Genomic DNA, 25,592 nt, shown 5'->3' with positions numbered 1-25,592 from the left:
CATGGATGACTATTCATGCCTTGGAATGGCCACCCGACTCGTCGCCTTGACTTCCCTCAGCGCCAGACTCGATTGAATCGACGCAATCCCCAACTGGCGCCGCAACACGCTCTCGACAAACTCGCTGTAGCTGTCCAGATCTTCCGCGAGGACCTGCAACAGGTAATCCGCATCACCGGTGATCTTGTGGCACGACAGCACCTGCGGCAGCTCCTTCACCACCGCTTCGAACGCATCCGGTGCATGATCGGTGTGGATCGCGAAACGCACATGCACGAACGCCATGATGTTCAGCCCGAGCAGCTTGCGATCGAGATTGGCCTGGTAGTCTTTGATTACACCTTCCTCTTCCAGGCGTTTACGCCGACGCCAGCAGGGCGTGAGGCTCAGGGATAGACGCTCGCTCAACTGCGCGTTGGAAATACTCGCATCTTCCTGCAGTAGCGCGAGGATGGCGAGATCGGTGTCGTCAAGAACGACCTGATTGGTTTTATTTTTCATAACTAGGCGCTGTAGGGGTAAATATTCCCGATAAAACTAACAGTGCCGCAAATAAAAGCAAAGAAAGCCCGACGCTGCCAGAACAAAATAGACCCTGTCTTTTACTGGCGGATGCCCACTCATGTTGACTGTTTTTAGCGAAGCCCACCGTTTGCACCACGGCACTGAACTGAAGGACGGCGTGCTCAAACCGTCGTTCGAACAACCCAGTCGCGCCGACACCGTGCGCGATCGCGTCAGGCAGGTGGGCCTGGGCGATATCATCACGCCGCGCCGCTTTGACCGGGCCTGTTACGTCAACGCCCACAGCGAACGCTACGTGGCATTCCTCGAGTCGGCCTGGGCCGAATGGACCGCCATTGGCCGTAGCCATGATGCATTGCCCCTGGTGTGGCCGGTGCGTGACCTGGCCAACCATCAAGTCCCGGACTTCATCGACGGCAAGCTCGGTTTCTTCGCCATGGACGCCGGCTCGCCGATTACCCGCACCACCTGGGATGCGGTCAGAACCAGCGCCGATATCGCCTTGACCGGCCTGGCGCTGATCGACGAAGGCCATCACAGTGCATTCGCCCTGTGCCGCCCACCAGGTCACCACGCAGCCCGCGAATACATGGGCGGTTATTGCTACCTCAACAACGCAGCGATTGCCGCGCAGCAGGCTATTACTCAAGGCGCCAAGCGCGTGGCGGTGCTGGATGTGGATTTCCACCACGGTAACGGCACGCAAAATATTTTCTACGACCGCCCGGACGTGTTGTTCATTTCCCTGCATGGCGATCCGGCAGTCTCTTACCCGTACTTTTCCGGCGCAGCCAGTGAGCGCGGCGCGGGCGCAGGGGAGGGCTTCAACCTGAATTATCCGTTGCCGAAAAACACCACGTGGGCGCACTACCAGACCGCTTTGATCAATGCGTGCCAGCAACTGCGCGACTTCGCGCCCGAGGTGCTGGTGATCTCCCTCGGCGTTGACACCTTCAAGGACGATCCCATCAGCCACTTCCTGCTCGACAGCCAGGACTTCCTCGGCATGGGCGAAATCATCGCCAGCGTCGGCGTGCCCACCCTGTTCGTGATGGAAGGCGGCTACATGGTCGATGAAATCGGCATCAACGCCGTCAACGTGCTGCACGGTTTTGAAAGCAGCACCCGATAACAACAACCCGTCGTCTTTTCTTCTGCCAAAACTCAAAAACATAACAAGAGGTTTTGTGATGAAAACAACCACGTCCGGGCTTTGTGAAAAGCCAGCGTTGCAACGCACCCTGAGCAACCGCCATATCCAATTGATGGCCATGGGTGGTGCAATCGGCACCGGCCTGTTCATGGGCTCCGGCAAGATCATTGCGCTGTCCGGCACCTCGATCATCCTGATCTATATGATCATCGGGCTCTTCGTGTATTTCGTGATGCGCGCCATGGGCGAGTTGCTGCTGTCGAACCTGAACTTCAAGAGCTTCGCTGACTTTGCCGGCGCCTATCTGGGGCCGCGTGCGGCGTTCTTTCTCGGCTGGTCGTATTGGTTGAGCTGGAGCGTGGCGGTAGTGGGGGATGCGGTGGTGGTCGGTGGCTTCTTCCAGTACTGGTTTCCCCATGTGCCGGCCTGGATGCCGGCGGTGGGCATGTTGCTTACGCTGTTTGCGTTGAATGTGCTGACGGTGAAGTTGTTTGGCGAAGTGGAATTCTGGTTCGCGATTATCAAGATCATCGCCGTAGTGACCTTGATTGGGGTGAGCGTGGTGTTGATCGCCAGCTCGTTTGTCTCGCCGACGGGCGTCACCGCTTCGCTGACGCACTTGCTGGATAAACAGGCCGCGTTTCCCAATGGTTTGTTCGGCTTTTTTGCCGGGTTCCAGATGGCGATTTTCTCCTTTGCCGGCACCGAACTGATCGGCACTGCCGCCGCCGAAACCCGTGCGCCGGAAAAAACCTTGTCCAAGGCGATTAATTCGATCCCGTTGCGCATCATCCTGTTCTACGTGCTGGCTCTGGCGTGCATCATTGCGGTGACCTCATGGCAGCAAGTCTCGCCGAGCAAAAGCCCGTTTGTTGAGTTGTTCCTGGTGGCGGGTTTTCCGGCAGCGGCGGGCATCGTCAATTTCGTGGTGCTGACCTCCGCGGCGTCGTCGGCCAATAGCGGCGTGTTTTCCGCCAGCCGTATGTTGTTCGGCCTGGCTGACCTGGGGGATGCGCCGGGGATCTTCCGGCGTTTGTCGAAGAGCAGCGTGCCGTTTATCAGCCTGGCGTTTACGACACTGCTGATGTTGCTGGGGCTGGTGTTGCTGTTTGTGGTGCCAGAGGTGATGACCGCCTTCACCATCGTGTCGACAGTGTCGGCAATCCTGGTGATTTTTACCTGGTCGACGATCCTGGCGTCCTACATCGCCTACCGCAAGAAGCGTCCGGACCTGCACGCCAAATCCCTCTACAAGATGCCTGGCGGTGTGCCGATGGCCTGGTTTTCGCTGGGGTTTCTCGCGTTTGTGCTGGGCCTGTTGGCGTTGCGGCCGGATACACGCTTGGCGCTGTGCGTGATGCCGGCCTGGTTTATCTGGCTGGGAGTTGCTTATCAGTTTTCACGCTTTAAGGGAGGCCATTGGATGAAGGCGCCGCATTCGGTCACAAGTGATCCGCATCAATGACCGCCTTGGCAAACGCTTCGGGCGCTTCCTGAGGCAGGTTGTGGCCCACGCCGCCGTTGATCAGGCGGAACTCATACTTGCCGGTAAAACGTTTGGCGTAGTCCTCGGGCTGCGGATGCGGTGCACCGTTGGCATCGCCTTCGAGGGTGATGGTCGGCACGCCAATCGAAGGCGCCTGGGCGAGTTTCTGCTCCAGGGGATCGTACTTCGTCTCACCTTGGACCAGGCCGAGGCGCCAGCGGTAGTTGAACACGCTGATCGCGACGTGATCCGGGTTCTCCAGGCCCTTGGCGCTGCGGTCAAAGGTGGCGTCATCGAACTTCCATTGCGGCGAAGCCAGTTGCCAGATCAGCTTGGCGAAATCGTGGGTGTTTTTCTGGTAGCCGGCTGCACCGCGCTCGGTGGCGAAGTAGAACTGATACCACCATTGCAGTTCAGCTTTAGGCGGCAAAGGGTTCTTGCCCGCCGCCTGGTTGCCGATCAGGTAACCACTGACCGACACCAGCGCCTTGACCCGTTCCGGCCACAGCGCCGAAACGATGTCGGCCGAGCGTGCGCCCCAGTCGTAGCCACCGAGTACGGCTTGCTTGATCTTCAGCGCGTCCATGAAGTCGATCACGTCACTGGCCAGGGCAGCCGGTTGGCCGTTGCGCAGGGTGTTGTCCGAGAGGAAACGCGTACCGCCATAACCCCGGGCATAGGGGATCAGCACGCGATAACCCTTGGCCGCCAGCAGCGGTGCGACCTGGGCGTAACTGTCGATATCGTAGGGCCAGCCATGCAGCATGATCACCGCCGGGCCGGTGGCCGGGCCAACTTCAGCGTAGGCCACGTCCAGCAGGCCGGCCTTGACGTGCTTGAGGGCACCGAAGGCGGTTTGTGGGCTGGCGACGGCGCGGGTAGGCGCCTCGGGCATTTCGGCTCGGGCCATGCCCAGAATGCCGAATTGCGACAAGGCCACGGCCAGGAAAAGGGAGTGTCGGTTGAAACGGCGAGTCAACTGAGTGTGCATGGCGAGCCTCCTGCGGCTGGATGTGTGCCTGGTGCTCAGTTGAACGCCGGGCTGTATCTGGCCTGTTTCAGGAAACCCGTTGAGTTAAAGGCTGTGTATCGCAGTGAGCTCTGTACACACTGCGATACAAACCTTGCAGACGTTGAATTGAGAAGCCCCCAGTCACCCCTTCGGCAGCCGCTGCCAGGTAGGACGGATCGGCGGCTAAGACAGCACGATCTCATAGGGTTCACGCATTCTCTCCAGCAGCACCTGGGCCAGCATCGGTGCCAGACCGATCTGCGGGTCGCCAGCCAACTGGCTGGCATAGGCATGGGCTGCATGGAGCTTGCGTGCGACGGTCCACGTGTCCAGACGCACCTTGCGTGCGCGTTGCCAGGGGATGATTGCGCCTTCCCGAGCGGGCCAGTGCCAAGCCCAGATCGGCAGTTCATACAGACGCGCGCTCACCAGGCTGCAGGCGTTGGCGCTGGCGCGGCCGACGGTTTCGTGGTCGTCATTGCCGTCATTGCGCCAAGTGCTGAACACGACATCGCCCGGTTGCAAGTAGCGCGCGATGAATTGGCTCAGTTGCGCCTCGCGGCCGGCGAGGGCATCGTCACAGAAGCCGCCGCGAATCCACTTCAGGCTGTGCAAGGGCATACCCAGGCGGCGTAGGGCCTCGACACTTTCCTGGGGCCGTACCACGCTCAGGCGGCTGGCGGGCCAGACGTCGGACCCTGGGTGGCTGGCGCTGCCATCGGTGATCGAGATGAGTTGCAGTGGATGCTCCAATGTACTGAGCAATTGCAGCAGGCCGCCACAGGCCAGCACTTCGTCACCGGGATGGGGGGCGATGATGACCACACGCGCGCCCGGTGGCACCAATGAGGACGGGGAGATAGGAGGGATTTGCGCCAACTGCGGGGCGCTGTTCCAGATTTGCTCGGGGCCGCGACGGCCGTCGCTTAAGGAAGCAAGCTTCATGGGGTGTCACATCCTTGTCGATTGATGCTGGGTCGTGGTCCGTTGACGGGACGACACTCTTCTATCCACTACAGGCTCCGCCGCAGTGGCTGCATAGCACTCCACCCTTGGAACGCCAGCAAGGCGTCATCAGCATAGACAAGGATCTGTCGGTTTTACATTTTGTAATGTCGTTTTTTTCAAGTAGCGTGCATCAGGGTCTTCAAGTAATCACCGAAACCACCCTGGGCGCGGGCGTCCAGGCGCGCACTGGTGATCACCTGCGGGGTATGGCTCCAGGCGATGGAGGCGCCGCACAACTCCAGGTTACGCACCAATTGCACATCCTCATGGCACGCCAGGGGTTCGAAGCCACCGGCGCGGACATAGGCACCGGCGCTCACTCCCAGGTTGGCACCGTGGATATGCCGATGGCCGTCCCGCGCCTCGTAAGCCTGGTTATAGCGAATCTGCGCTGCAGAGTCGAAACCTTCACCCCAGGCGTCCACGGTGACCGTGCCACACACAGCATCGGCCCCTAGCGCCAATTGGGCCACCAGCCAATCAGGCGCCACGCGGCTGTCGGCGTCGGTGCAGGAGATCCAACGTGCACCCTGGTTGAGCAGATGCCGCGCGCCCACGCCACGTACGTGTCCCACGTTGCGCACCTGGGCTTCCAGGCATTGCACTGGGTAGGCCTGGGCAATCACGGCGCTGTCATCGCTGCAACTGTCGAGTACAACCAAGACAGTCACTTCCTCACCCAGTAAACCTGGATGGCTGGCCGCGATCAATGCCGCGCTCAGGCAGTCCGCCAGCAAGGCCTGTTCATTATGTACCGGGATCAGAATGCCGATCATCGCAAGCCCTCTAGGGTGGCGACCGAAGTGCCGTCACGGCTCCACAAGTCGAGTAGGAAGTCGTGTTCGTGGTGGCTGCAGACGTTAGGCATGTCTAAACGCTGATGGAGCAGGGTGTGCACCTGCTCGGCGGTTTGTGGGCAACCTTCGATGGCGGGGCGCCAGTGACAGGCCAGCACTTGGCCGTTGTCGGTCAGCGAAGCGCGAGCACGATCTACCAGCGCGCTCAGGTCATCGGCGTCGAGGTAATAACACAATTCGCTAAATACGATCAGGTCGAACTGGCCCGCGGGCCACTGTTCGGGCAATCGACTTTGCTGCACCTCGGCATGCGCAAAGCCCAGCAAGCGACCGCGTGCCAGGGCGACGGCGGCCGAGGCTGTGTCGCAACACAGCAGGCGGTCACAGCGGGGCGCGAGTTCGAAGCTGAGTTCGCCATTGGCGCAACCGGGCTCGAACACCGAGGCATAACGTGGCCGGGTGAGCACCGCCAGGGTCAACGCGCGTTTGCGCCGTTCGTACCAGCGTTGGCGAAAGGCCCAGGGGTCGTCGTTATTGGCGAACAATTGGTCGAAATACGGTGTGGCCACACTCATACGAATACCACTTCAAAGGGCTGCAAGAGGCGCTCCACCACATAGGGCGCCAGCACGGGCGCCAGGCCGATCTGCGGATCACCCTCCAACTGGCTGGCGAAGGCATGGATGGCGTGGCGTTTGCGGGCTACCGCTTCACAGGTCAATGGAATCTTGCGGGCGCGGTACCAAGGCACCTGGTCATCCTCGGGCGTTGCCCAGTGCCAGGTCCACACCGGCAGTTCATACAGGGTTGCGCCGACCGCAAGGGAGGCCTTGGCGCTGGCACGGCCGACGGCTTCATGGTCGCAATGACCGTCTTCGCGCCAGGTGGTGAATACGACGTCGGTGGGTTTGAGGTAACGCTGGATAAACGCCGCGAGTTCATCCTCCCGCGCCGCCACCTTACTGTCGGTAAACCCCGCACGCAGCCATTTCAGGCTGTGCAGCGGCAAGCCGAGACGATGCAGCGCCTGGGCCGATTCCTGGGGGCGCACGACGCTCAAGCGCTCGACTGGCCAACGCCGCGAGCCGGGATGACTGGCGCTGCCATCGGTCACCGAAATCAGTTGGATCGGACGGCCAAGTGCCGCGAGCCCCTGCATCAAGCCACCACAACCCAACACTTCATCATCCGGATGGGGGGCGATGATCACCGCCCGGTGGCCTTCGGGAACCAATTGCGCAACGCTGATCGGCGGCAGCTCGGCCATCTTTGGCGATGCCTGCCAGCGATGCAGCGGCGTGCCTTGGCCAACGATTGGATTGGGTTTCATAACTGCCACCTCCCTGTGGGTTCGCCGGCGACCAACTCGCCAAGGCCGGCCAAGTCGCGCTCGGCGTGACTCTGGCGTACATACACCGGCAAGTCCGCCATCAACTGGGCGAAATGCGGATCCTTGCAGTACGGCCCCGCACCCACAGCGCGTCCGACGTGGTGAATCACTTGTTCGACGGTGTCCTCGATACAGGCCCGAGTCTGTTGCGCCAGCTCCCTGCCATTGGCCTTGGGTTCGCGGTCGACCTGTTCCGCGCTGGCGCGCAGTACACAAGCGGCGCTGTTCAGTGCGCTGTCGACCGCACCGAGGTGGGCGAGGGCGTGGGGCTCGGGGCGTTTGCTGCACTGCTCACGCAGGGCTTCTGCCAGACGTTGGGCCGCGCCGTACCAGCAGGCGGCAATGCCAATGCCGCCTTGCCAGAAACCGGGGCGCGCGAGGTAATCACCCGGTCCGCCCACGGCCAGCCCCCAGGCCTCGTCGAACACTATTTCCACACTGCCGGTGGCGGCCATGCCCACGGCGTTCCAACCTTCGTCCGTCACCACGATACCGGGTTGATCCATAGGCACCGCCACCAACTGCTGGCGGTCTTCTTCGTCCCAGGCCGTCAGCAAGCCATGGCTGACCACCGCCGCGCCGGAACACCAGGCTTTACGCCCTTGTAACTTCAGGCGATGGCCATCTTTGAAAACGCGCACCTTGGCGGTGGGGGGCTCAGCTGCCCACATGCCCCAAATGCTGCCCAAGGGGGGTAAGGGGCTATTGAGTTCGGCAATGATTGCCAACGCGTCGGTGTGGCCCTCGAACAGCTTGCACAAGCGCAGGTCATGGGCAGCCACCTGTGCCAAGCGGCTGAACCGTTCCAGGGTCTGACCGCCGCCCGGTAAGGGCAGCTGGTCCAGGCCTTCCTCCTGAAGCGCCTTCAGGGCCGCGCCCAGGGCTTGCGTGTCCGCGTAGCCCCGGTAGCCTTGAAGGAATCCATGCAGTGCCATTTCACACCTCGTCTTCACGCTGCAATTCAAACAGTAACAACGAACGCCCAGTCACCGCGTACTCATGATCAAAATCAAAGCGTTCCTGGCCGCGTACCGCCGGGGAGTTGGTGTCGAGCATGCAGGTCCAGAACTCGCCTTCGGGCACCGGCGGGAGGCGGAAATTGACCATGTCGTGGTGGGCATTGACCACCAACAGCAAGGTGGCATCGGCGCCGGCACGGCGTATCCCGGTTTCCTGGGCGCGGCCATCCATCAACATGCCCAGGCAGCGGCCGTGGCTGTCTTGCCACTGTTCGGTGGTCATCTCATTGCCATCCGGCGCGAGCCAGGTGACGTCCTTCACGCCGATGTCTTCGTTGTAGTCGCCCACCAGAAAGCGCCCACGCCGCAGAATCGGATAAGCCAGGCGCAGCTTGATCAGACGCTTCACAAACTTGAGCAAGGCCTTGCCGTCGTCGTCCAGGTCCCAGTTGACCCAGCCGATCTCGCTGTCCTGGCAATAGGCGTTGTTGTTGCCGTGCTGGGTGCGTGCGAACTCATCACCGGCCACGATCATCGGCGTGCCTTGGGCAAGCAGCAGGGTGGCGAAGAAGTTGCGCATCTGGCGCAGGCGCAGTTCGTTGATTTCCGGATCGTCAGTCGGCCCTTCGACGCCATGGTTCCAGGACAGGTTGTTGTTACTGCCGTCCTGGTTGTTTTCGTCATTGGCCTCGTTGTGCTTGTCGTTGTACGACACCAGGTCGTGCAGGGTGAAGCCGTCGTGGGCGGTGATGAAGTTCACCGAACTGTAGGGACGACGGCCACGATGGTTGAACATCTCGCCCGAAGCGGTCATGCGCCCGGCAAAGTCCGCCAGTTGGCCGTCATCGCCTTTCCAGAAAGCACGCACGGTGTCGCGGAAGCGGTCGTTCCATTCCACCCAGCCCGGTGGGAAGTTGCCCACCTGATAACCGCCGGGGCCGCAGTCCCACGGCTCGGCGATCAATTTGAGCTGACGCAATACCGGGTCCTGACGACAAGCGACCAGGAAGCTGTGACGTTCATCGAAACCATCGCGGTAACGGCCAAGAATAGTCGCCAGGTCGAAGCGGAAACCGTCGACGTGCATCTCATTGGCCCAGTAACGCAGCGAGTCGGTGACCATCTGCAATACGCACGGATGGCTCAGGTCCAGGGTATTCCCGGTGCCGGAATCGTTGATGTAGAAACGCTTGTCATCCGGCATCAGGCGGTAGTACGAAGCGTTGTCGATACCGCGCATGGACAGGGTCGGGCCGCGCTCGTTGCCTTCCGCAGTGTGGTTGTAGACCACATCGAGGATCACTTCGAGCTTCTGCTCATGCAGGTGCGCGACCATCTCCTTGAACTCGGCGATCTTGCCGCTGGCCAGGTAGCGCGGGTCGGGGGCGAAAAACGCGATGCTGTTGTAGCCCCAATAGTTGGTCATGCCTTTTTGCAGCAAATGCTGGTCGTTGACGAAGGCATGCACGGGCAGCAGCTCGACTGACGACACACCCAACTGGCGAATGTGCTTGAGCACGTCGTCTTCCATTAAGCCAGCGCAGGTGCCGCGTACGGACTCGCCCACGGAAGGGTGGCGCATGCTGATCCCGCGCAGATGGGTCTCGTAGATGATCGTGCGGTCCCACGGCACCCGCACCGGCTGGTCGTTGCCCCAGGTGTGTGCTGGGTCGATGACTTTGCATTTGGGCACGAAGGGTGCGCTGTCGCGTTCATCGAAACTGAGGTCGTCATCCGGGTGACCGATGGTGTAGCCGAACAGCGCCTCGGACCATTTCAATTCGCCCACCAGCTGCTTGGCGTAGGGGTCGATCAGCAATTTGTTGTGGTTGAAACGGTGGCCGTTGGCGGGGTCATACGCACCGTACACACGGTAGCCGTAAATCAGACCTGGGTGGGCGTCGGGCAGGTAGCCGTGGAAGGTTTCGTCGGTGTATTCCGGCAGTTCGATGCGCTCCAGCTCGACTTCGCCTGAATCATCGAACAGGCACAGTTCGACCTTGGTCGCGTTGGCCGAGAACAAGGCAAAGTTGACACCCAGGCCGTCCCAGGTCGCGCCAAGGGGGAAGGGCAAACCTTCACGAATCCGCGACGGCTCGTTGCCCGGCGTCGAAGGGGTTTTATCGGGTTTGCTCATTGAGTTGCTCCTGCAAAGGTCTTTTTTCGGGCCGAACGCGGCCGTGCTGACGAAATTTCAGCTGGGAGTCTGGAAGGTGAAATCACCTCTTGCCGACAGCGCCGGCAAGAGGTGAGGGGTCAAGGCTTGGGCTTTTTGGGCGCCGGTGGTTTTTTAGCGGCCGGTGGCGCCGGCTTGCTGGCCGCAGGCGCCGCTGGCTTGGCTTTCGCCTGCGGCTTGGGAGCGCCGGCCTTGGGCTTGGCCGCTGCCTTGGGCTTGCTTGGCGTCAGCGCTTCGGCTTCCGCCAGTTTGCGCGCCATCTCCCAGTGGCGTGCATCTTCACCATGGGGTTTGCCTTCGGACTCCCAGATCTGATGCGCCAGTTCGCGTATGCGTTTGTCTTCAGTACTCATCACAATGCTCCTCACAGAAAATTTTCAGCTTTCTTGATCATCAGGATTGATAAAGACATTGACCGGGAAATCCCCCAGGGCAGCGCTAACCAACAGCTCCTTGTCTGGTGTGACTGCACCTGTATGAAAAAGTCCCTTCCAGTTTTGCGTTGTGGCGGCGAACGGTAATTTCACCCGTGTATCGCCCCAAACCTGCGCATTGATCTGAGGGTGCACACCGTTTTCAAGCAGGTGATGGGGCCAGCGTGGCACCAACACCAGCAGGTACTTGCCCTGGTGTTCGCGAGAGAATGCGACCACCCGGTCAGCGTGCTCGCCGACCACTTCCAGCGGCGTGTAGGTGCCGCTGCGGAACACTTCAGGCAGGGCCTTGCGCAAGGCCAGCACCTGAGCAATCAACGCCTGTTTGATACGCCCGTCGCGCCAGTTGAACAACAGTTCGCCGATGTCCGGTGGGGTCGCCAGTGCCTGGTGCCGTGCGCTGAAATCCACCGGGCGACGGTTGTCCGGGTCTACCAGGCTGAAGTCCCAGAACTCATCGCCCTGGTACAGGTCCGGCACACCCGGCACGGTCATACGAAGCAAGGATTGCGCCAGGCTATTCAACGCGCCCGCCGGGGCAATCACCTGAGCGGCATTGCCGATGGCGGTACGCAGCGCGTGGCCTTCATCGCTGAGCAACAGCCGTGAAAGGAACGTTTCGACACCTTGTTCATAGGCTTCGTTGGGCGCGCTCCAGCTGCTCTGCAACTTGGCTTCGCGCAGGGCCTTTTGTTGCCACTGCCACAGGCGCTGCTGGTAGCCGTCAAACTCAGTGCCCTGATCCAACGGCCAACTACCGAGCAAGACTTGATAGAGGATCAATTCGTCGCCGGCCGAGGGCGCGGCGTCGGTTCGCAATGGAGCGGCCAGGGTGCGCCAGTGTTCCACCTGTTCAACAAACCACGGCGCGCACTCACTCAGCACCGCCAGGCGCGCACGGGTGTCTTCGCCGCGTTTGTGGTCGTGGGTGGCAGTCGCCAGGAGGTTGTCGGGGAAGGTCTGCAAACGCTGCTGGTTGACAGCATGAAAGTCGGCCAAGGGCGCGCTGAACTGCTCTGTGCTGAAGCCCACGTCGTTGCGCGACAGCAGTACCGCCGAGCGATAGAACGCGGTGTCCTCCACGGCCTTGGCGGCGGCGGGCGACGTCAATTGCTGGAAACGCACGCAAGCATGCTTGAGGATCTTGCGTTCACGGCCTACCGGGCGATTGCGCCAGGGTTGACCGCCCAACCATTTTTCCAGGTGATCGAGTACCGGCCAGTCGCCTTCGCCTAAGGTGGAGCGTGCGCCGTCCATGGCGTGTTGGAACACTTGGTCGTCAGCGTCGCTGCGGCCACGTGCGCTGATGTAGGTGCGGTACACCGGGAAATGCACGATCAGTTCCTGCAACGCGCGGCGGATGGCGCCTAGGGTCAGGTCGCGGGTCATCACATCGTCGCGGGCTACTTGCAGCAGGGCCTGGGCCACACTTTCGAAGTCGCCGCCGAGCGAGCCGTTGAGGATTTGCTGGCGCGCCAGTCGCGCTTCCTCGATGAAGGCCGAGGGCCGTTCGCTGTGACGGGTCCACAGTTCGGCCAAAGGTTCAAAACCGTCCGGGTGATGTTGCAGCAGCGACAGCTGGTTCATGAATTCGTAGCCGGTGGTGCCGTCCACCTGCCAGTCTTCGCGCAGTGTTTCGCCTTCACCGAGGATTTTTTCCACGAAGATCGGTAAATGCCGCTGCGGTGACAGCGAATCCACCCGGCGCCGCAGCTTGCGGCAATACCCGCGCGGGTCGGCCAGGCCGTCGATATGGTCGATACGCAGGCCATCCACCAAACCTTCGCTGATCAGTTCGAAAATCTTGCCGTGGGTGGCTTCAAATACGGCGGTGCGTTCCACGCGCAAGCCGCCCAGTTCATTGACATCGAAGAAGCGCCGCCAGTTGATATCGTCCGCTGCGGTGCGCCAACTGGCGAGTCGATAGGCCTGTTGTTCGAGCAGGTGGTGCAGGCGGTCAAAATCGAACGTCGCCAACTGTCTGTTGATGGCCTGGCGTACTTCGTCTTCAGTGGCCCGTTCGGCCAGGGCTTGTTTGAGCCAGGCGGCCTCGTGGTAAGCATCGTCCTGATAGGCCAGGGCGCTGAAGCGGTCGGACAAGGGCTTGAGTAATTCATCGCTACCCAAAATCACCGCGTAATCTCGTGGGCAGATCGGAAAGCGATGCTCGTAATGCTCGACGTAGAACGCGCCGTGGGTGGCATCGAATTGCAGGGTCACGGTGCCAGTCTGCAAGGCTTCACCGTAGTCGCTGCCGAGGAACGGCATCAGCAACTGGCCTTTGAGCAGCGGGTCGGGCGAGTGCCACTGGATATCGAAGAACTCGCTGTAGGGGCTCATGCGTCCCCATTCCAGCAGGTCCAGCCACCAGGGGTTATCCGCACCGCCCACGGCCATATGGTTGGAGACGATGTCAAGGATCAGACCCATGCCGTGTTCACGCAACGCGGCGACCAGGCGGCGCAAGGCGGCTTCGCCACCCAGTTCAGGGTTGACGCGTGTGGGGTCCACCACGTCATAGCCGTGCATGGAACCGGCGCGGGCGCTGAGCAGTGGTGAAGCGTACAGGTGGCTGATGCCGAGGCGGGCGAAGTAGGGCACCAGGGGCACCGCGTCGTCCAGGGTAAAACCTTTATGAAATTGCAGGCGCTGGGTCGCGCGCAGGGGCAGTGCTTTCATCGGTCACGCTCATAGGCTTGGTTGCGCGCGACGGCCAACAGTTCGAGGCGGCGGGCGGCCCCGGCATTGTCGAGCAGGCTGGAGGCCTCACCCACAAAGCGACGGCGCCAATTGGGGTGGGTGTCGGTGGTACCGGGCAGGTTGGCCTGCTCCTCGACGCCGAGCGCATCCTCCAACGGCAACAGCACCAACGGTGCGCGGGTGTGGCCGAGGTAGCGGACGCTGGCGTCGATCATGTGGTCGGTCTCGTTGCGGATCTCATCGACGAAGTTCTGCGGGTCCTGGCTCAAGGCCTGACGCAGTGCCTGGCGTTCGCGCAGGCGGTGTTCGCTCCATTGCTCCACGGTAGGCGCATCGATAAGGCCGAGCTGGATGTTCCAGTCGATATCGCGGCTGTGCCACCAGCCGTTGAGCGTCGGCAAGTCGTGGGTGCTGGTGGTGGCCAGGGCGTTGTCCGTCCAGTCGAGGATCGGCTTGAACTGGCCGTCGTGGTTTTGCTCGAACAGCAACACGCGCATGCCGAGGATCGAGCGGGCGATGAGTTTTTCGCGCAGGCCGTCCGGCACCGTGCCCAGGTCTTCACCGAGCACGATGGCTTGGTGGCGATGGGATTCCAGGGCCAGCAGGCGCAACAGGTCGTCCACTGGGTAATACAGGTAGGCGCCTTCACGCGGCGAGGCGTCCATGGGCATCACCCACAGGCGTTGCAGGCCCATCACATGGTCGATACGCAGGCCACCGGCATGGGCGAAGTTGGCGCGCAGCATCTCGATAAAGGCGCGGAAGCCGTTGCGCTTGAGGCCTTCAGGCGAGAACGCGGAGATGCCCCAGCCTTGCCCGGCGCGATTGAGAATGTCGGGTGGCGCGCCCACGGTCAGGTCCGCGAGCAGTTCATCCTGACGACTCCAGGCTTGGCTGCCGCCGCCGTCGGCGCCCACCGCCAGGTCGGCGATCAATCCGACGCCCATGCCACTGCCGCGAGCGGCTTGTTGCGCGCGCTCCAGGCAGCGGGCGATCAGCCATTGGCTGAAGGCGAAGTAGCCGATCTCATCCTGGTTTTCTGCGGCAAAGGCTGCGAGTGCCGGACTCTGCGGGTTGCGCCAGTCTTCAGGCCAGTGGCGCCAGTCGAGATCCTCACCTTTGGCGGCGCGCGCGGATTGCACCGCTTCGAAGCGGCAATGGTTTTCCAGCGCTTCACCACCGGCCTGGCGGAAACTCAGAAAATCGGCGTGTTGTGGATGCTGGCCGTGGCGGAAGTCTTCGTACAGCTTCCGCATCAGACGCTGCTTGGCCTTGGCAGCTGTGGGCCAGTCGATCAGGCTGTGTTGTTCCAGGTCGTGCAGTTCATCCGTCAGGCCGAGGGATTCAATGGCGTTGCGCACTTCGCGCTCACCCAAGATGCAACCCGGCGAGGCGTACAAGCTGTTGAGGAACAAGCGACTGGAGGGCGAATACGGGCTGTAGCGCTCGGTGTCGGCGCTGAACATGGCGTGCATCGGGCTGATTGCCAAGGCATCGGCACCGCGTTCGGCAGCCGAACGGGCCAGATGTTCCAGGGCCAGGGTGTCGCCAAAACCGCCATCGCCCAGGCGGCGCAAGCTATACAGTTGCGCGCTGAGGCCCCAGGCACGGGCGGGGCGACTGTCGACGGCCTCGGCGACGCTGTAGCAGTGGGTGGGGGCGACGGCTAGGGTGAACGTCTGCCCGGCGATATGCACTTGGTGATAACCCAGGGCGATGACGCCGGGCAACACGGCGTCGCCATCGAGGCGCAGCTCCAGGGTTTCACCGTCTTCGAGGCTGACCCGGCACAGGGTGTCCGGGTCAAAGTAACGGGCCAGATCCAGGCTTTCGCCGCTGTCGATGGTCATCAACGGTGGCAGGTGTTTGTCTTGTTGTGCCTGTTCCAGTTCAAGCAGGCTGGCGTCGATCTCTGCATCGCTGTCGGCCGGGTGGCCCAGGCCTTTGAGAACGGCGCGCAAAGCGTCGGGTTTCACACGTTGCGGGCGGCCGTTTGCGTCGATCCAATCGACGGCCAGGCCCGCTCGGCTGGCGAGGATTTCCAGGTTCGCTTCGCTCAAGGGTGCTCTCCAACAGGGGATAGGGTAACGCGTGCGCTACACGCCGGCAGCTGGGCGCCGAGGTTGGCAGGCGTTTCGAAAAGGACAGCGCCCGCCGCCGGGTGATCCAGCGGCGCGGCACTCAGGTTGAGGTCGATCTGCAACAGGCTGCCGTTACCCAGGCGCCAGCGTGCGCTGACGGCCCCCTCGGCCAGCACCTGCGCACCCAGCGCGAGGCTGCCCGGCAAGTGCGGCACGATATGGTGGTGGCGCAGGTTCAGCAGTTGGCGGTAGAGCTGGGCGTGCGGGTTGTCGGTAAACGACGGGGCCGATTGTTCAAAGGTGGTCGCGTCGTTGGGATCGGGAATGCGTTCACGTCGTTCCGGGTCCTTGAACGCGGCGAAATCAGCAAACTCATTGCGCCGTCCTTCACGTACCGCTTCGGCCAACTCGCCGTGATGGTCGGTGAAGAACAGGAATGGCTCGCTGGCGTTGACTTCGTCGCCCATGAACATCAGCGGGATCATCGGTGAAAGCAACAGGAGGGTGGTCGCCGCGTTCAACGCTTGCGGCAAGCACAGCTGGTGCAGGCGCTCGCCCAGGGCGCGGTTGCCGATCTGGTCATGGTTCTGCAAAAACGCCACAAACGCGCTTGGCGGTAGGTGCCCACTGGGTTCGCCGCGTTCATGACCATGCCGGGTGGTATGCCCCTGGAAGATGAAGCCTTCGCCCAGGCAGCGCGCCAATTTGGCGGTAGGCTCTTCGGCGAAGTCACTGTAGTAGGCGTCGGTTTCGCCGGTCAGCAGTACGTGCAGGACGTTATGAAAGTCATCATTCCATTGCGCGTCAAAATCGTGTTGCAGCAGGCTGGCCTGATTGAACTCGTTTTCCAGCATCAGCCAGACGTGTCGGCCGGTGTCGATTTGTTCGCGAACGCGGTGAGCCAGTTGTTTCAGAAAATCCGGGTTGTCGATGGCATGTACCGCGTCCAGGCGCAGGCCGTCGAAACGGTATTCCAGCAGCCACATCAAGGCGTTATCCAAGAAGAAATCCCGCACTTCACGCCGGTCGAAGTCGATACCGGCGCCCCAGGGCGTGTGCACGTCTTCCTGGAAGAAACCTTTGGCGTACTGGCCGAGGTAGTTGCCGTCGGGGCCGAAGTGGTTGTAAACCACGTCGAGGATCACCGCCAGGCCGTGTTCGTGGGCGCTGTCGATCAGGTGCTTGAGTTGATCAGGCGTGCCGTAGGAAGCCTGGGGTGCATAGGGTAGGACGCCGTCATAGCCCCAGTTGCGTTCGCCGGGGAATTGCGCCAGCGGCATCAATTCAATCGCGGTCACACCCAGCTCGGCGAGGCGTGGCAGGTGCTTCTCGACGCCGGCGTAGCCGCCCATTGCGCCGACATGCAGCTCATAAATGACGGCTTCGTGCCAGGGACGGCCTTGCCACTGGCTGTGGCGCCATTGATAGGCGAGGGGATCGACAACTAGGCTCCAACCGTGCACATCCGAGGCCTGGGCCCTGGAGGCAGGGTCGGGTACATCCACTTCCCCGTCGATATTGAAGCGGTAGCGCGTGCCCGCCGGGCACGCTATTTCGGTTTCAAACCAGCCATCCGCCTGCGGCAGCATGGCAATGGACTTGCCGTTTTCCAATTCAACGCTGACATAAAACGCGTCTGGCGCCCACAAGGCAAAACGCGTGTGTTGCGCGTCCAGCATGATTGCGCCGTGGGGCCAGGTTTCCAGAGTCCGTAACGGCATCTATAGAGACCTCCCGTTGATTATTTAGCGGATTTCCCCAAGGCCTTGGCCACAAGCTGTTCGTACAGTTCGGCGTAGGGTTCCACCGCCTGGCTCCAGTTGAACGGTTGCGTCATTGCTCGGCAGCGCATTGCATTGAGCAGGCCAGGGTAGGCAAACACCTTGAACGCGCGGCTCAAGGCTTCTTTGTAACTCTCGACTGTGGATTCATTGAACAGGAAGCCTGTCACGCCATTTTCGATGGTGTCGGCCAAGCCGCCGGTATTACGCGCAACGGGCAGCGAGCCGAAGCGCTGGGCGTACATCTGGCTCAGGCCGCACGGCTCGTAGCGCGATGGCATCAGCAGGAAGTCACTGCCGGCGAACATGCGCCGGGCATCGGTCTCGTTGAAGCCGATACGCACACCGATCTGCCCAGGGAAGCGCAGCGCCAGTTCACGCATGGCGTTTTCTTCTTCCGGCTCGCCGCGACCGATGATCGCGATCTGCCCACCTTGCTCGACAATAAAGCTGGCCACGGCTTCGGTCAGGTCGAGGCCTTTTTGAAACACCAAGCGTGAGACCACGGCGAACAGCGGGCCGGTGGATTCACTCAGGCCAAACAGCTCGCGCACTTGGGCCGCGTTGACCGCTTTGCCTTCCCAGTCGCCGATGTTGAAGTTGTGGGTCAGGTGCGGGTCGGTGGAGGTTTCCCAGCTGTCTTCAATGCCGTTGGGAATGCCGCTGAGCAAGCCTTGCTGGGTCTTGCTGGCAAGAAAGCCATCAAGGCCGCAGCCGAATTCCGGGGTGGTGATTTCCCGGGCGTAGGTGGCGCTCACCGTGGTGATGTGGCTGGAATACGCCATGCCGGCCTTGAGGTACGACATCTTGCCGTAGAACTCCATGCCTTCCTGCTGCAAGGCGTGGGGTGGAATGCCCAGTTCCGGCGTCGAGGCCAGGCTGATCACGCCCTGATAAGCCAGGTTATGAATGGTGAACAGCGTCGGCGTGCGTGACCCACGCCAGTGCATGTATGCCGGCGCCAGGCCAGCGGGCCAGTCGTGGGCGTGCACCAGGTCCGGGCACCAGTGGATTTGCGCAAGGTTGGCGGCCATGTCGGCGGCGGCCAGGCCCAGGCGGGCGAAACGAATGTGGTTGTCCGGCCAGTCGCGGCCGTTATTGGCGCCGTAGGGTGTGCCTTCGCGCTCGTACAGCTCGGGGCAGATCAGGACATAAATGACCAGGCCGTCCTTGAGGTCCATGCGCCCGATCTTGCACGGCGGCAGCGCGGCGTGGCCACCCAGCTCACCGATGATATGGATCGGGTTATCGCTCTCCATCACCTGCGGGTAACCGGGAATCAACACCCGCACGTCGTGCAGGTGGGCCATGGCGCGGGGCAGGGCCGCGGACACATCGCCCAGGCCGCCGGTTTTCACCAGGTCGGCAAATTCAGAGGTCACGAACAGGACTTTCTTGCGATTAGGATTCTGACTCACGATCGGCCGCACAGTGGTGGGCAGGTCGACCAACGAAGGTCCCCCTACCGGCTGACTGACACGCTCTCCCTGAATATCTACAGCGGCACTGATCATAGTTCTCTCCCACATGTTGGTCGGCTAATGGCCCGCTGCCATTAGCTCCGATGGCCACATCCTGCGGCCAGGCGCACAAGCACTGTACAAACTGGCAAGGCGTATGCCAGTTGCACGGTTAGCCAAAAAAGATTGGATGGACGGGCATTTCGCGTGAACCACGCGTGCACGCCTTACCTTAAAACTGGACCTACGGCAGAGTTGGAAAGTTTCGATTTTTTGCGGGGTTTTTGTTTTCGAACGGACCCATCGGTCATGAGTCTAGGACAGATCCTAGAGCGCGTAGGGTTTCTGGGGGAATTTTGTAGGACAAAAACTTGTAACCATATGCTCTCGTAGAAAACGCCGGTATGCAGTGAGCAGGCTTGCCCTGCGCTGGAGTGCGAAGCGCTCCCGACCGGATCTCGACATCAGCGCCGCTTAGCGCCCCAGCGCAGGGCAAGCCTGCTCAACACAAGGTTCAGTGAACACCAAGCGGGTGCGGGTTGCCCTTGAATGGTGCGTCAGCCCAGCACGCGAATGGGCACGCCGCTCGCCCACGCGTGAATATCTTCGATCATCTGCGCGTAAAACTGCCGGTAATTCTGTTCACTCACATACCCCACATGCGGCGTCGCCAGCACATTGGGCAGGCGGCGGAACGGGTGATCCACCGGCAACGGCTCCTCGGCATACACATCCAGCGCCGCTCCCGCCAAGCGACCGTTTTCCAACGCCTGCACCAGCGCCGACTCATCCACAATCGGCCCGCGCGCCGTATTGACCAAGCGAGCGCTTGGTTTCATCCAGCTCAGTGCTTCGGCATCCACCAACCCACGGCTGCGGTCGCTGAGCACCAGGTGGACGGTGAGAATATCCGCCTGTTCAAACAACGCTTGCTTGCTGACCCAGGTCACGCCCGATTCCGCCGCGCGTTCCGGCGTGAGGTTTTCACTCCAGGCAATCACCCGCATGCCGAACACCTGGGCAAACTGGGCCACTTTCTGGCCGATGCTGCCGAGGCCGAGAATGCCTAGGGTCTTGCCATGCAGGTCACCGCCCAGGCCAATCTGCCAGTGGCCGGCGCGCAAGGAGTTGGCCTCGGCCAGCAGATTGCGGGTGGAGGCCATGATCAGCGCCCAGGTCAATTCCGGCGCAGCGTGTTTATAGCTGTCGGTGCCGCAGACCGTGATGCCCAGCGCCTTGGCCGCAGGAATGTCGATGGCCGCGTTGCGCATGCCGCCAGTGACCAGCAATTTAAGTTTGGGCAGACCTTGCAGTAGGGTCTTGTCGAAGGTCGAGCGTTCGCGCATCACGCAAATCACCTCGAAGCTCTGCAAACGCTCGATCATGGCGACGGTATCGGCCGGGTAATCGTGCAGGAAATGCACCTGGCCCACGGCCTCAAGCACCGACCAATCCACCACGCCACTGGCCACATTCTGCCAATCATCAATGACTGCAATCTGTACCGACATTCACGAGTGCCTCGAAAAAGGTTGGATTAAAGGGCGTTCAAACCCTGCAACAGCGCTTTATGAAACTGAGCCGGTTCCTCCATCTGCGGTGCATGCCCCAAGCCCGGGAACTCCACCAGGGTTGCATGGGGAATCAACTTGGCCACTTGCTTGCCCAGCACGGCATAGTTGCCGAGCTTGGCCTTGACTGCCGGCGGCGCAACGTCCTTGCCAATAGCGGTGTTATCGGATGTGCCGATCAGCAGCAGTGTGGGCATTTGCAGGTTCTTGAACTCGTAGTACACCGGCTGGGTGAAGATCATGTCGTAAATCAACGCCGAGTTCCATGCGACCAGGGTATGCCCCGGGCCGTTGCTCAGGCCGGCGTACATGTCTACCCAACGCTCGTACTCGGGCTTCCAGCGTCCGACGTAATAGGTGTTGAGTTGGTAGTTGCGAATGGCGTCGGCGCTGACTTTCAGTTCACGCGCATACCATTGGTCGACGGTGAGCGACGGCACGCCCAGCGCCTTCCAGTCTTCCAGGCCAATCGGGTTGACCATCGCCAGCTGTTCGGTCTGCTCGGGGTACATCAGCGCATACCGGGTGGCGAGCATGCCACCGGTGGAATGACCAATAACGGTGGCCTTTTGAATGCCGAGTTTTTCCAGCAGTTGATGGGTGTTGGTCGCCAACTGCTGGAAACTGTATTGATAATGGTCGGGCTTGCTGGAGCTGCAAAAACCGATCTGGTCCGGCGCAATGACCCGGTAACCGGCGTCGCTCAGGGCCTTGATCGAGCCTTCCCAGGTGGCGCCGCAGAAGTTCTTGCCGTGCATCAGCACCACGCTGCGACCGTTAGCCTGGCCATTGGCCGGTACGTCCATGTAGCCCATTTGCAAGGGTTTGCCCTGGGACTTGAAGTTGAAATGCTCGACGGGGTAGGGGTATTCAAAGCCTTGCAGCTCGGGGCCGTAGACGGGGCCTTCAGTGGCGGGAAGGGTGCAGCCCGTCAGCAGGCTGGTGAGGCAAAATATGCGGATACGTGGCATGGGCGAACTCCGGGAACAATAGCCGGATACTGTGGAGGGGGGATTAAGGGCAGGTTAACGCTGTGCCGGGCGCAATTGCGGCCATAAAAAAGGCGAGTTTATCGGTTGGATAAACTCGCCTTCTCTGTTCTTTTCAACGGGCTCCGGCTTTAGAAAATTCCGTAACCGTCGAAATTCCCATTACCGTAAAAACCACCTCCGATTCCTTGGCCATTGTAGACCCTGACCAAATAACGACTTGTAGGAGATATTGGCGGAACGCCTTCGTTCACCCATGCTTCTCCCGTGCGAGGGAACCGGGTTGCGAACCTTGAATTGAGCGAAGACGCTGTACCATATGTGAGCATCGAGCCACCTAAGCTGCCAATGGTCGCGAGCATTTGATCAAACGTGCCGTTCCCGACCAGCCTGCAAATTCTGCCGCCACCAGATACCTGGATGTCGTAACTCTTCGACTGACTCTTCTGATCTCTAACAGTGATCGTCGTCGTGCCGGTGCCCGTGAACGTCAATCGTCCCCTGTTTGCCGAGTTATCAACGATAGCGACTGACGTGTTGCTGGAGGAATACGATAAGGTTCCTTCACCACCACTGGCCTGCCGAACTGTGCCCGTATAAACCACGTCGGTATATCCGAAGCCTTGCAGCAACCAGCCCCCTAGATTCACGAACATGCGACTTTCATCCAGGGCTATCGGACGCACTGTCTTCACCGTGTAGAGGGTCTCAGAGAAGACGACCGCCTGCTCTACATCATTGGCCCGGGTGTAAGCCACTTTGAGAACCACCCTGATACTCGTGTTATCAACCAGCGCCGCCAGCCAGGTCCTCAATACTGGTTTGTTGGTCAACCCGTTCGCTGCCTCGGTGCCGTCGATAGGCTCACCGTCAATCACGGTCAGCACATTGTCACCCGCGATGCAGTACAGCCATACGTATTGATCCTTGGCGCTCAACGGCCATTTCGCGACTGCGGAGTTGGGGTTGCCGCTGATGGTTGGCAGATTTATCACGCCGTTGTTGGCGATGTTGTTGATCAGGGGCGCCGGCAAGTCTATGGCAGGAATGGTGTTGACCTGTACCGTCTGCACTTCGGATGGAGTCGGCTCGGGGGAACCCTCGCGCAGCACCGAATACTTCAACTGCACGGTGCTGTTCACGCTGTAATTCAGGAAACCCGCGCTGGTGAGGTTGAAGACCACTGTCCCGCCGTCCTGGCCGTCGAGTGTCCTCTGTTCTTCCGTGCAATCATGGAAAAACCAGCTCAAGGTTATTTTGTCTGTACTGCGCATTCCATCGTAACGGACGGTCACCGTGGTGTTGTGTTCAATGGGCAACGGATCCACCGTCACTTCTGGCCCGACCCCGGATGCACCGCCGATAAACGGATGTGGCAGCACGCCAGGAACGGCCTGTACGACATACTCGCGCACGCGGAACAGCGTCGCATGGCTCCTGTCGGAGCTGCGATCAAAGCTGACCCAAAATCTGATCTTCAGAAACGAGTCATTCTTGAGCTTGCGCAACTTATCCACCGGCGTCGGTGGCATGATGCCTTGCATCGCGCCGTCGCTCGTGACCAGGTTCGCTGTGTAGGTGGCCTCAAAGAACCGCTCGCCGTCGTCGTATTCGCCTTCATATTCCATCCACATCAGCTGGTCCGGGTGAGAAAACTCCCACTTGTTGATCAGGGTGCGCTCAAGGCCATTGAGTCGGGCGATGTTCAGTATCGGGTTGTCTTGCCCTTCGATGGTGGGGATCGGCAGTGTGGTCAGGGGCAACAACTGCAACAGCAGAATCGGTGAAGGTATTTTCCGTGTTCCGCGCAGCACAAAATACTGCACGGTAATGACGCGGCCTTCGGGCAGAATGCTGGCTCCGATCACATCACTGTGCACATCGAAATGCACGGTCTTGAAGGTATTGCCAAATTGAGTCTCCTCGTGTGTACCAATGTCGGGAAGCCCACTCCACACTGCCAGGATCCTGTCCTCCGGCGACATTGTCGGGAACGAGACCTCAATGGTCGCTTTCACTGTGGCGGACTCCGGACGCAGTTCGTCAGGGTGCCTCGAAGCTTCGAGTACTTCCGGTCTAGGCAATACCCCCAACGCCTTACCGACAGTCACTTCAAGCACTTCAGAGCGCAGCGTGTCCAAGCCGCGAATGAGGGTATAGCCGAACCGAATCGTTCCATTGTTGTTCAAGTCGACAAATTGACGTTCCACCGAGAACGAAATTTGCCCCGCCACCACCACATCAATTTCGCCCCCGGTACTGCCACCCACCCCCGAGCCAGTCCAGCGCCAGATTACTGTGTCGCCTGGCATAAAGCGGGTATAGGGGAGCGTGGCTTCGACCTGGAAGATCACGTCCTTCGGGTCGAGGTTGTCGTTGTCGTCTACCCCGTCAATCAGGGGGGCCGGCAGGTCGGCAATACGTGCGCCAATCTCTACTATCCGGTGATCGGATTCACGGACCGTCAGCACGCCAGCATCCAGCACTGTGTTCACTCCGTCGTTGACGCGATAGAACACGTTGACCGGGCCGAGCCCAATGAACCGGGCGAAGTTAGCCGCCGTTACAATGCGATAGCGTGTGGGCGGCGGAGGAGCACCGGCTTGCTGGGTTTGTTCATAAAACACTACGCCGCCACCCGTTTGGTCCGCCTCCATGCGTAACGTGACGGGGTAATTCGCGTTGTAAGGGGTGTATTCCGGGAAGTTGATTTTGAGGTAAGGAACGGTCGGATCGATCAGACCCCCTTCATCCTCCTCGATATCAACCGCCGGCATGGTGGACGAGGTACCAAAAATCGTGACGGTCGTACGACGGGAGTTGCCTATCACGGTGCCCAGTGGGAATTCCAACCGATAGGTAATTTGTAGAGAACCGTTGATCAAGCGTTTGATGATGCTGTTTTCGACGGTAATAAATCGCGTCAAGCCGACAGTGGCAGTCACCGGTGGCAATTGAACTTCGAACGGCGGAACGCTGTTGTCGTCAAGCTGCCCGCGCAGCGTCACGATGATCTGGGTACCTGCAGGTGTGGCGGTGTTGTTGGGGGGCAGCCTGCGAGGCACAGTGACGCCCACCTGGAAGAGCGCTTCGCTCTGTGTGTCAAAGTTGACCGACACCGTCGGATTTCCGTCGACCAGAAAGAAGGGGGTATCCAATTGATTTGGATCCAGGTCACTTTCCAGGCGTACCGCCTCGGACCACTGTTGAACGTCCCCGGAGAAGTTCAGTACGACGTCGTAAACCCGAAACCTGATGATGACCTGGCCGCTGCCGCCTGGCAGCAGGATAATCTCCGGCGGGACGAACACCTCAATGGGCGCGAGCCCGCGGGCCTGGTCTTCGCTCAGCACGTGGGTCACCAAGTGGCCGTTCCAGTACAGCTCGACAGTGTCCCCCTTGAACGCGTCAGGGTAGTGCTCGATGGTTATGAGCACCCCGTCGCGCGCGCGATCGAGATCCAGCACGGCATCCGGGCCGCTCAGGTCGGCCGGCAGATGAAGACGCAACCTTGAATGGTTCGGCTCCCCCGGGTCCTGATCGACTCCACCTGGGCGGGTAGCCTTGATAAAAAAGGTTTGTTCCTGCGACGTGCTTTCAGTTGTACTGCCGATGCGCCTGACCAACCCATAGCAGGGGAATACACTGCCTTGTTCGCCCGGCCTGCCAAATGGCACATTTTCGCGGAGCACCGAGAGCTGGAAGCGGCTCTGGCCGATTTGACCAGGCAGGATTTCCCCCCATGCCTTGGGAACGCGCCTGTCGCCCATATAAAATTCGAAGATGTCGCCGATACTTGCGCCGGTCCAGCGCTCAAAGGTAATCAAAAAGCGGTTTTCAAGACTTCGAATGCCCACCCCTACGTCAGCAGGAGGGTCCACTACCGGACGCACAGTGTTGTCATTGTAGGGCGGTGGTTCCAGGTCCGCGATGCGCGTCGTGTACCGGACGGGTAGTTTGTCGAGGGATTCGTCAGACATGGTGGTGCTCCTTGTAGGCTCATTTGAGAAAGTGCCATGCAAGGTCAGCAGACATCAGTCAGATGCGAGCGTCTAGCTGTGAGAAATGAC

18 protein-coding genes are annotated in these 25,592 nt (G+C 60.6%); 2 read left to right on the top strand and 16 right to left on the bottom strand.

Features of this window, described 5'->3' with window-relative positions:
- Nucleotides 1-9 precede the first annotated feature (9 nt).
- A complete protein-coding gene (locus RB216_RS15030; protein ID WP_308907482.1) occupies nucleotides 10-501 on the bottom strand; it encodes an Lrp/AsnC family transcriptional regulator in 492 nt (163 codons plus the stop codon).
- A 121-nt stretch (nucleotides 502-622) separates the two neighbouring features.
- Here RB216_RS15030 and RB216_RS15025 point away from each other — a divergent pair, with 121 nt between their 5' ends.
- Complete coding sequence (locus RB216_RS15025; protein ID WP_028616302.1) at nucleotides 623-1,657, top strand: histone deacetylase family protein; 1,035 nt, start codon at nucleotides 623-625, stop codon at nucleotides 1,655-1,657.
- A 58-nt stretch (nucleotides 1,658-1,715) separates the two neighbouring features.
- Nucleotides 1,716-3,143, top strand: a complete 1,428-nt coding sequence (locus tag RB216_RS15020) for an amino acid permease (protein WP_308907481.1) — start codon at nucleotides 1,716-1,718, stop codon at nucleotides 3,141-3,143.
- On the opposite strand, the gene RB216_RS15015 is transcribed toward RB216_RS15020, so the two are convergent.
- The 15 genes from RB216_RS15015 to RB216_RS14945 form a co-directional block, all read right to left on the bottom strand.
- The gene (locus RB216_RS15015) at nucleotides 3,121-4,155 is read right to left on the bottom strand and encodes an alpha/beta fold hydrolase (RefSeq protein ID WP_308907480.1); all 1,035 of its coding nucleotides are present in this window, start codon (nucleotides 4,153-4,155) and stop codon (nucleotides 3,121-3,123) included. The genes RB216_RS15020 and RB216_RS15015 overlap by 23 nt on opposite strands.
- A gap of 204 nt (nucleotides 4,156-4,359) precedes the next feature.
- Complete coding sequence (locus tag RB216_RS15010) at nucleotides 4,360-5,121, bottom strand: PIG-L deacetylase family protein (protein ID WP_028616299.1); 762 nt, start codon at nucleotides 5,119-5,121, stop codon at nucleotides 4,360-4,362.
- A 179-nt stretch (nucleotides 5,122-5,300) separates the two neighbouring features.
- Entirely contained in the window at nucleotides 5,301-5,960 is a 660-nt protein-coding gene (locus RB216_RS15005; protein WP_308907479.1) for a glycosyltransferase family 2 protein, read from the bottom strand.
- Nucleotides 5,957-6,556, bottom strand: coding sequence for an SAM-dependent methyltransferase (locus RB216_RS15000; protein WP_305381074.1), 600 nt, complete (start codon nucleotides 6,554-6,556; stop codon nucleotides 5,957-5,959). The genes RB216_RS15005 and RB216_RS15000 overlap by 4 nt, the downstream gene beginning before the upstream one ends.
- Nucleotides 6,553-7,311 carry a PIG-L deacetylase family protein gene (locus tag RB216_RS14995; RefSeq protein WP_028616297.1) on the bottom strand — a complete coding sequence of 253 codons (759 nt, stop codon included), beginning with the start codon at nucleotides 7,309-7,311 and terminating at the stop codon, nucleotides 6,553-6,555. The genes RB216_RS15000 and RB216_RS14995 overlap by 4 nt, the downstream gene beginning before the upstream one ends.
- On the bottom strand, nucleotides 7,308-8,306 hold the full coding sequence (locus RB216_RS14990; protein ID WP_308907478.1) for an acyl-CoA dehydrogenase family protein: 999 nt from the start codon (nucleotides 8,304-8,306) through the stop codon (nucleotides 7,308-7,310). Before RB216_RS14990 ends, RB216_RS14995 begins: the two co-directional genes overlap by 4 nt.
- A gap of 1 nt (nucleotide 8,307) precedes the next feature.
- On the bottom strand, nucleotides 8,308-10,467 hold the full coding sequence (glgX, locus tag RB216_RS14985; RefSeq protein WP_028616295.1) for a glycogen debranching protein GlgX: 2,160 nt from the start codon (nucleotides 10,465-10,467) through the stop codon (nucleotides 8,308-8,310).
- A 119-nt stretch (nucleotides 10,468-10,586) separates the two neighbouring features.
- Nucleotides 10,587-10,859 (bottom strand): DUF2934 domain-containing protein, encoded by a 273-nt coding sequence (locus RB216_RS14980; protein WP_308907477.1) that lies wholly within the window; start codon nucleotides 10,857-10,859, stop codon nucleotides 10,587-10,589.
- 24 nt (nucleotides 10,860-10,883) lie between these two features.
- Nucleotides 10,884-13,619: a malto-oligosyltrehalose synthase gene (locus RB216_RS14975; RefSeq protein WP_308907476.1), complete on the bottom strand. Its 2,736-nt coding sequence runs from the start codon at nucleotides 13,617-13,619 to the stop codon at nucleotides 10,884-10,886.
- On the bottom strand, nucleotides 13,616-15,700 hold the full coding sequence (gene malQ, locus RB216_RS14970) for a 4-alpha-glucanotransferase (protein ID WP_308907475.1): 2,085 nt from the start codon (nucleotides 15,698-15,700) through the stop codon (nucleotides 13,616-13,618). The genes RB216_RS14975 and malQ overlap by 4 nt, the downstream gene beginning before the upstream one ends.
- Nucleotides 15,697-17,442, bottom strand: a complete 1,746-nt coding sequence (gene treZ / locus RB216_RS14965) for a malto-oligosyltrehalose trehalohydrolase (RefSeq protein WP_308907474.1) — start codon at nucleotides 17,440-17,442, stop codon at nucleotides 15,697-15,699. Before treZ ends, malQ begins: the two co-directional genes overlap by 4 nt.
- 20 nt (nucleotides 17,443-17,462) lie before the next feature.
- Entirely contained in the window at nucleotides 17,463-19,016 is a 1,554-nt protein-coding gene (gene glgA, locus RB216_RS14960; RefSeq protein ID WP_073860001.1) for a glycogen synthase GlgA, read from the bottom strand.
- Nucleotides 19,017-19,519: 503 nt separating this feature from the next.
- Nucleotides 19,520-20,473, bottom strand: a complete 954-nt coding sequence (locus tag RB216_RS14955; protein WP_068932909.1) for a D-2-hydroxyacid dehydrogenase family protein — start codon at nucleotides 20,471-20,473, stop codon at nucleotides 19,520-19,522.
- A 26-nt stretch (nucleotides 20,474-20,499) separates the two neighbouring features.
- On the bottom strand, nucleotides 20,500-21,504 hold the full coding sequence (locus RB216_RS14950; RefSeq protein WP_308907473.1) for an alpha/beta fold hydrolase: 1,005 nt from the start codon (nucleotides 21,502-21,504) through the stop codon (nucleotides 20,500-20,502).
- 149 nt (nucleotides 21,505-21,653) lie between these two features.
- Nucleotides 21,654-25,502, bottom strand: a complete 3,849-nt coding sequence (locus RB216_RS14945; protein WP_308907472.1) for an immunoglobulin-like domain-containing protein — start codon at nucleotides 25,500-25,502, stop codon at nucleotides 21,654-21,656.
- Nucleotides 25,503-25,592 lie beyond the last annotated feature (90 nt).

This window comes from Pseudomonas canadensis (assembly GCF_030980095.1).
Lineage (GTDB): Bacteria > Pseudomonadota > Gammaproteobacteria > Pseudomonadales > Pseudomonadaceae > Aquipseudomonas > Aquipseudomonas canadensis.
This window is presented reverse-complemented; position numbering and strand designations above follow the sequence as displayed.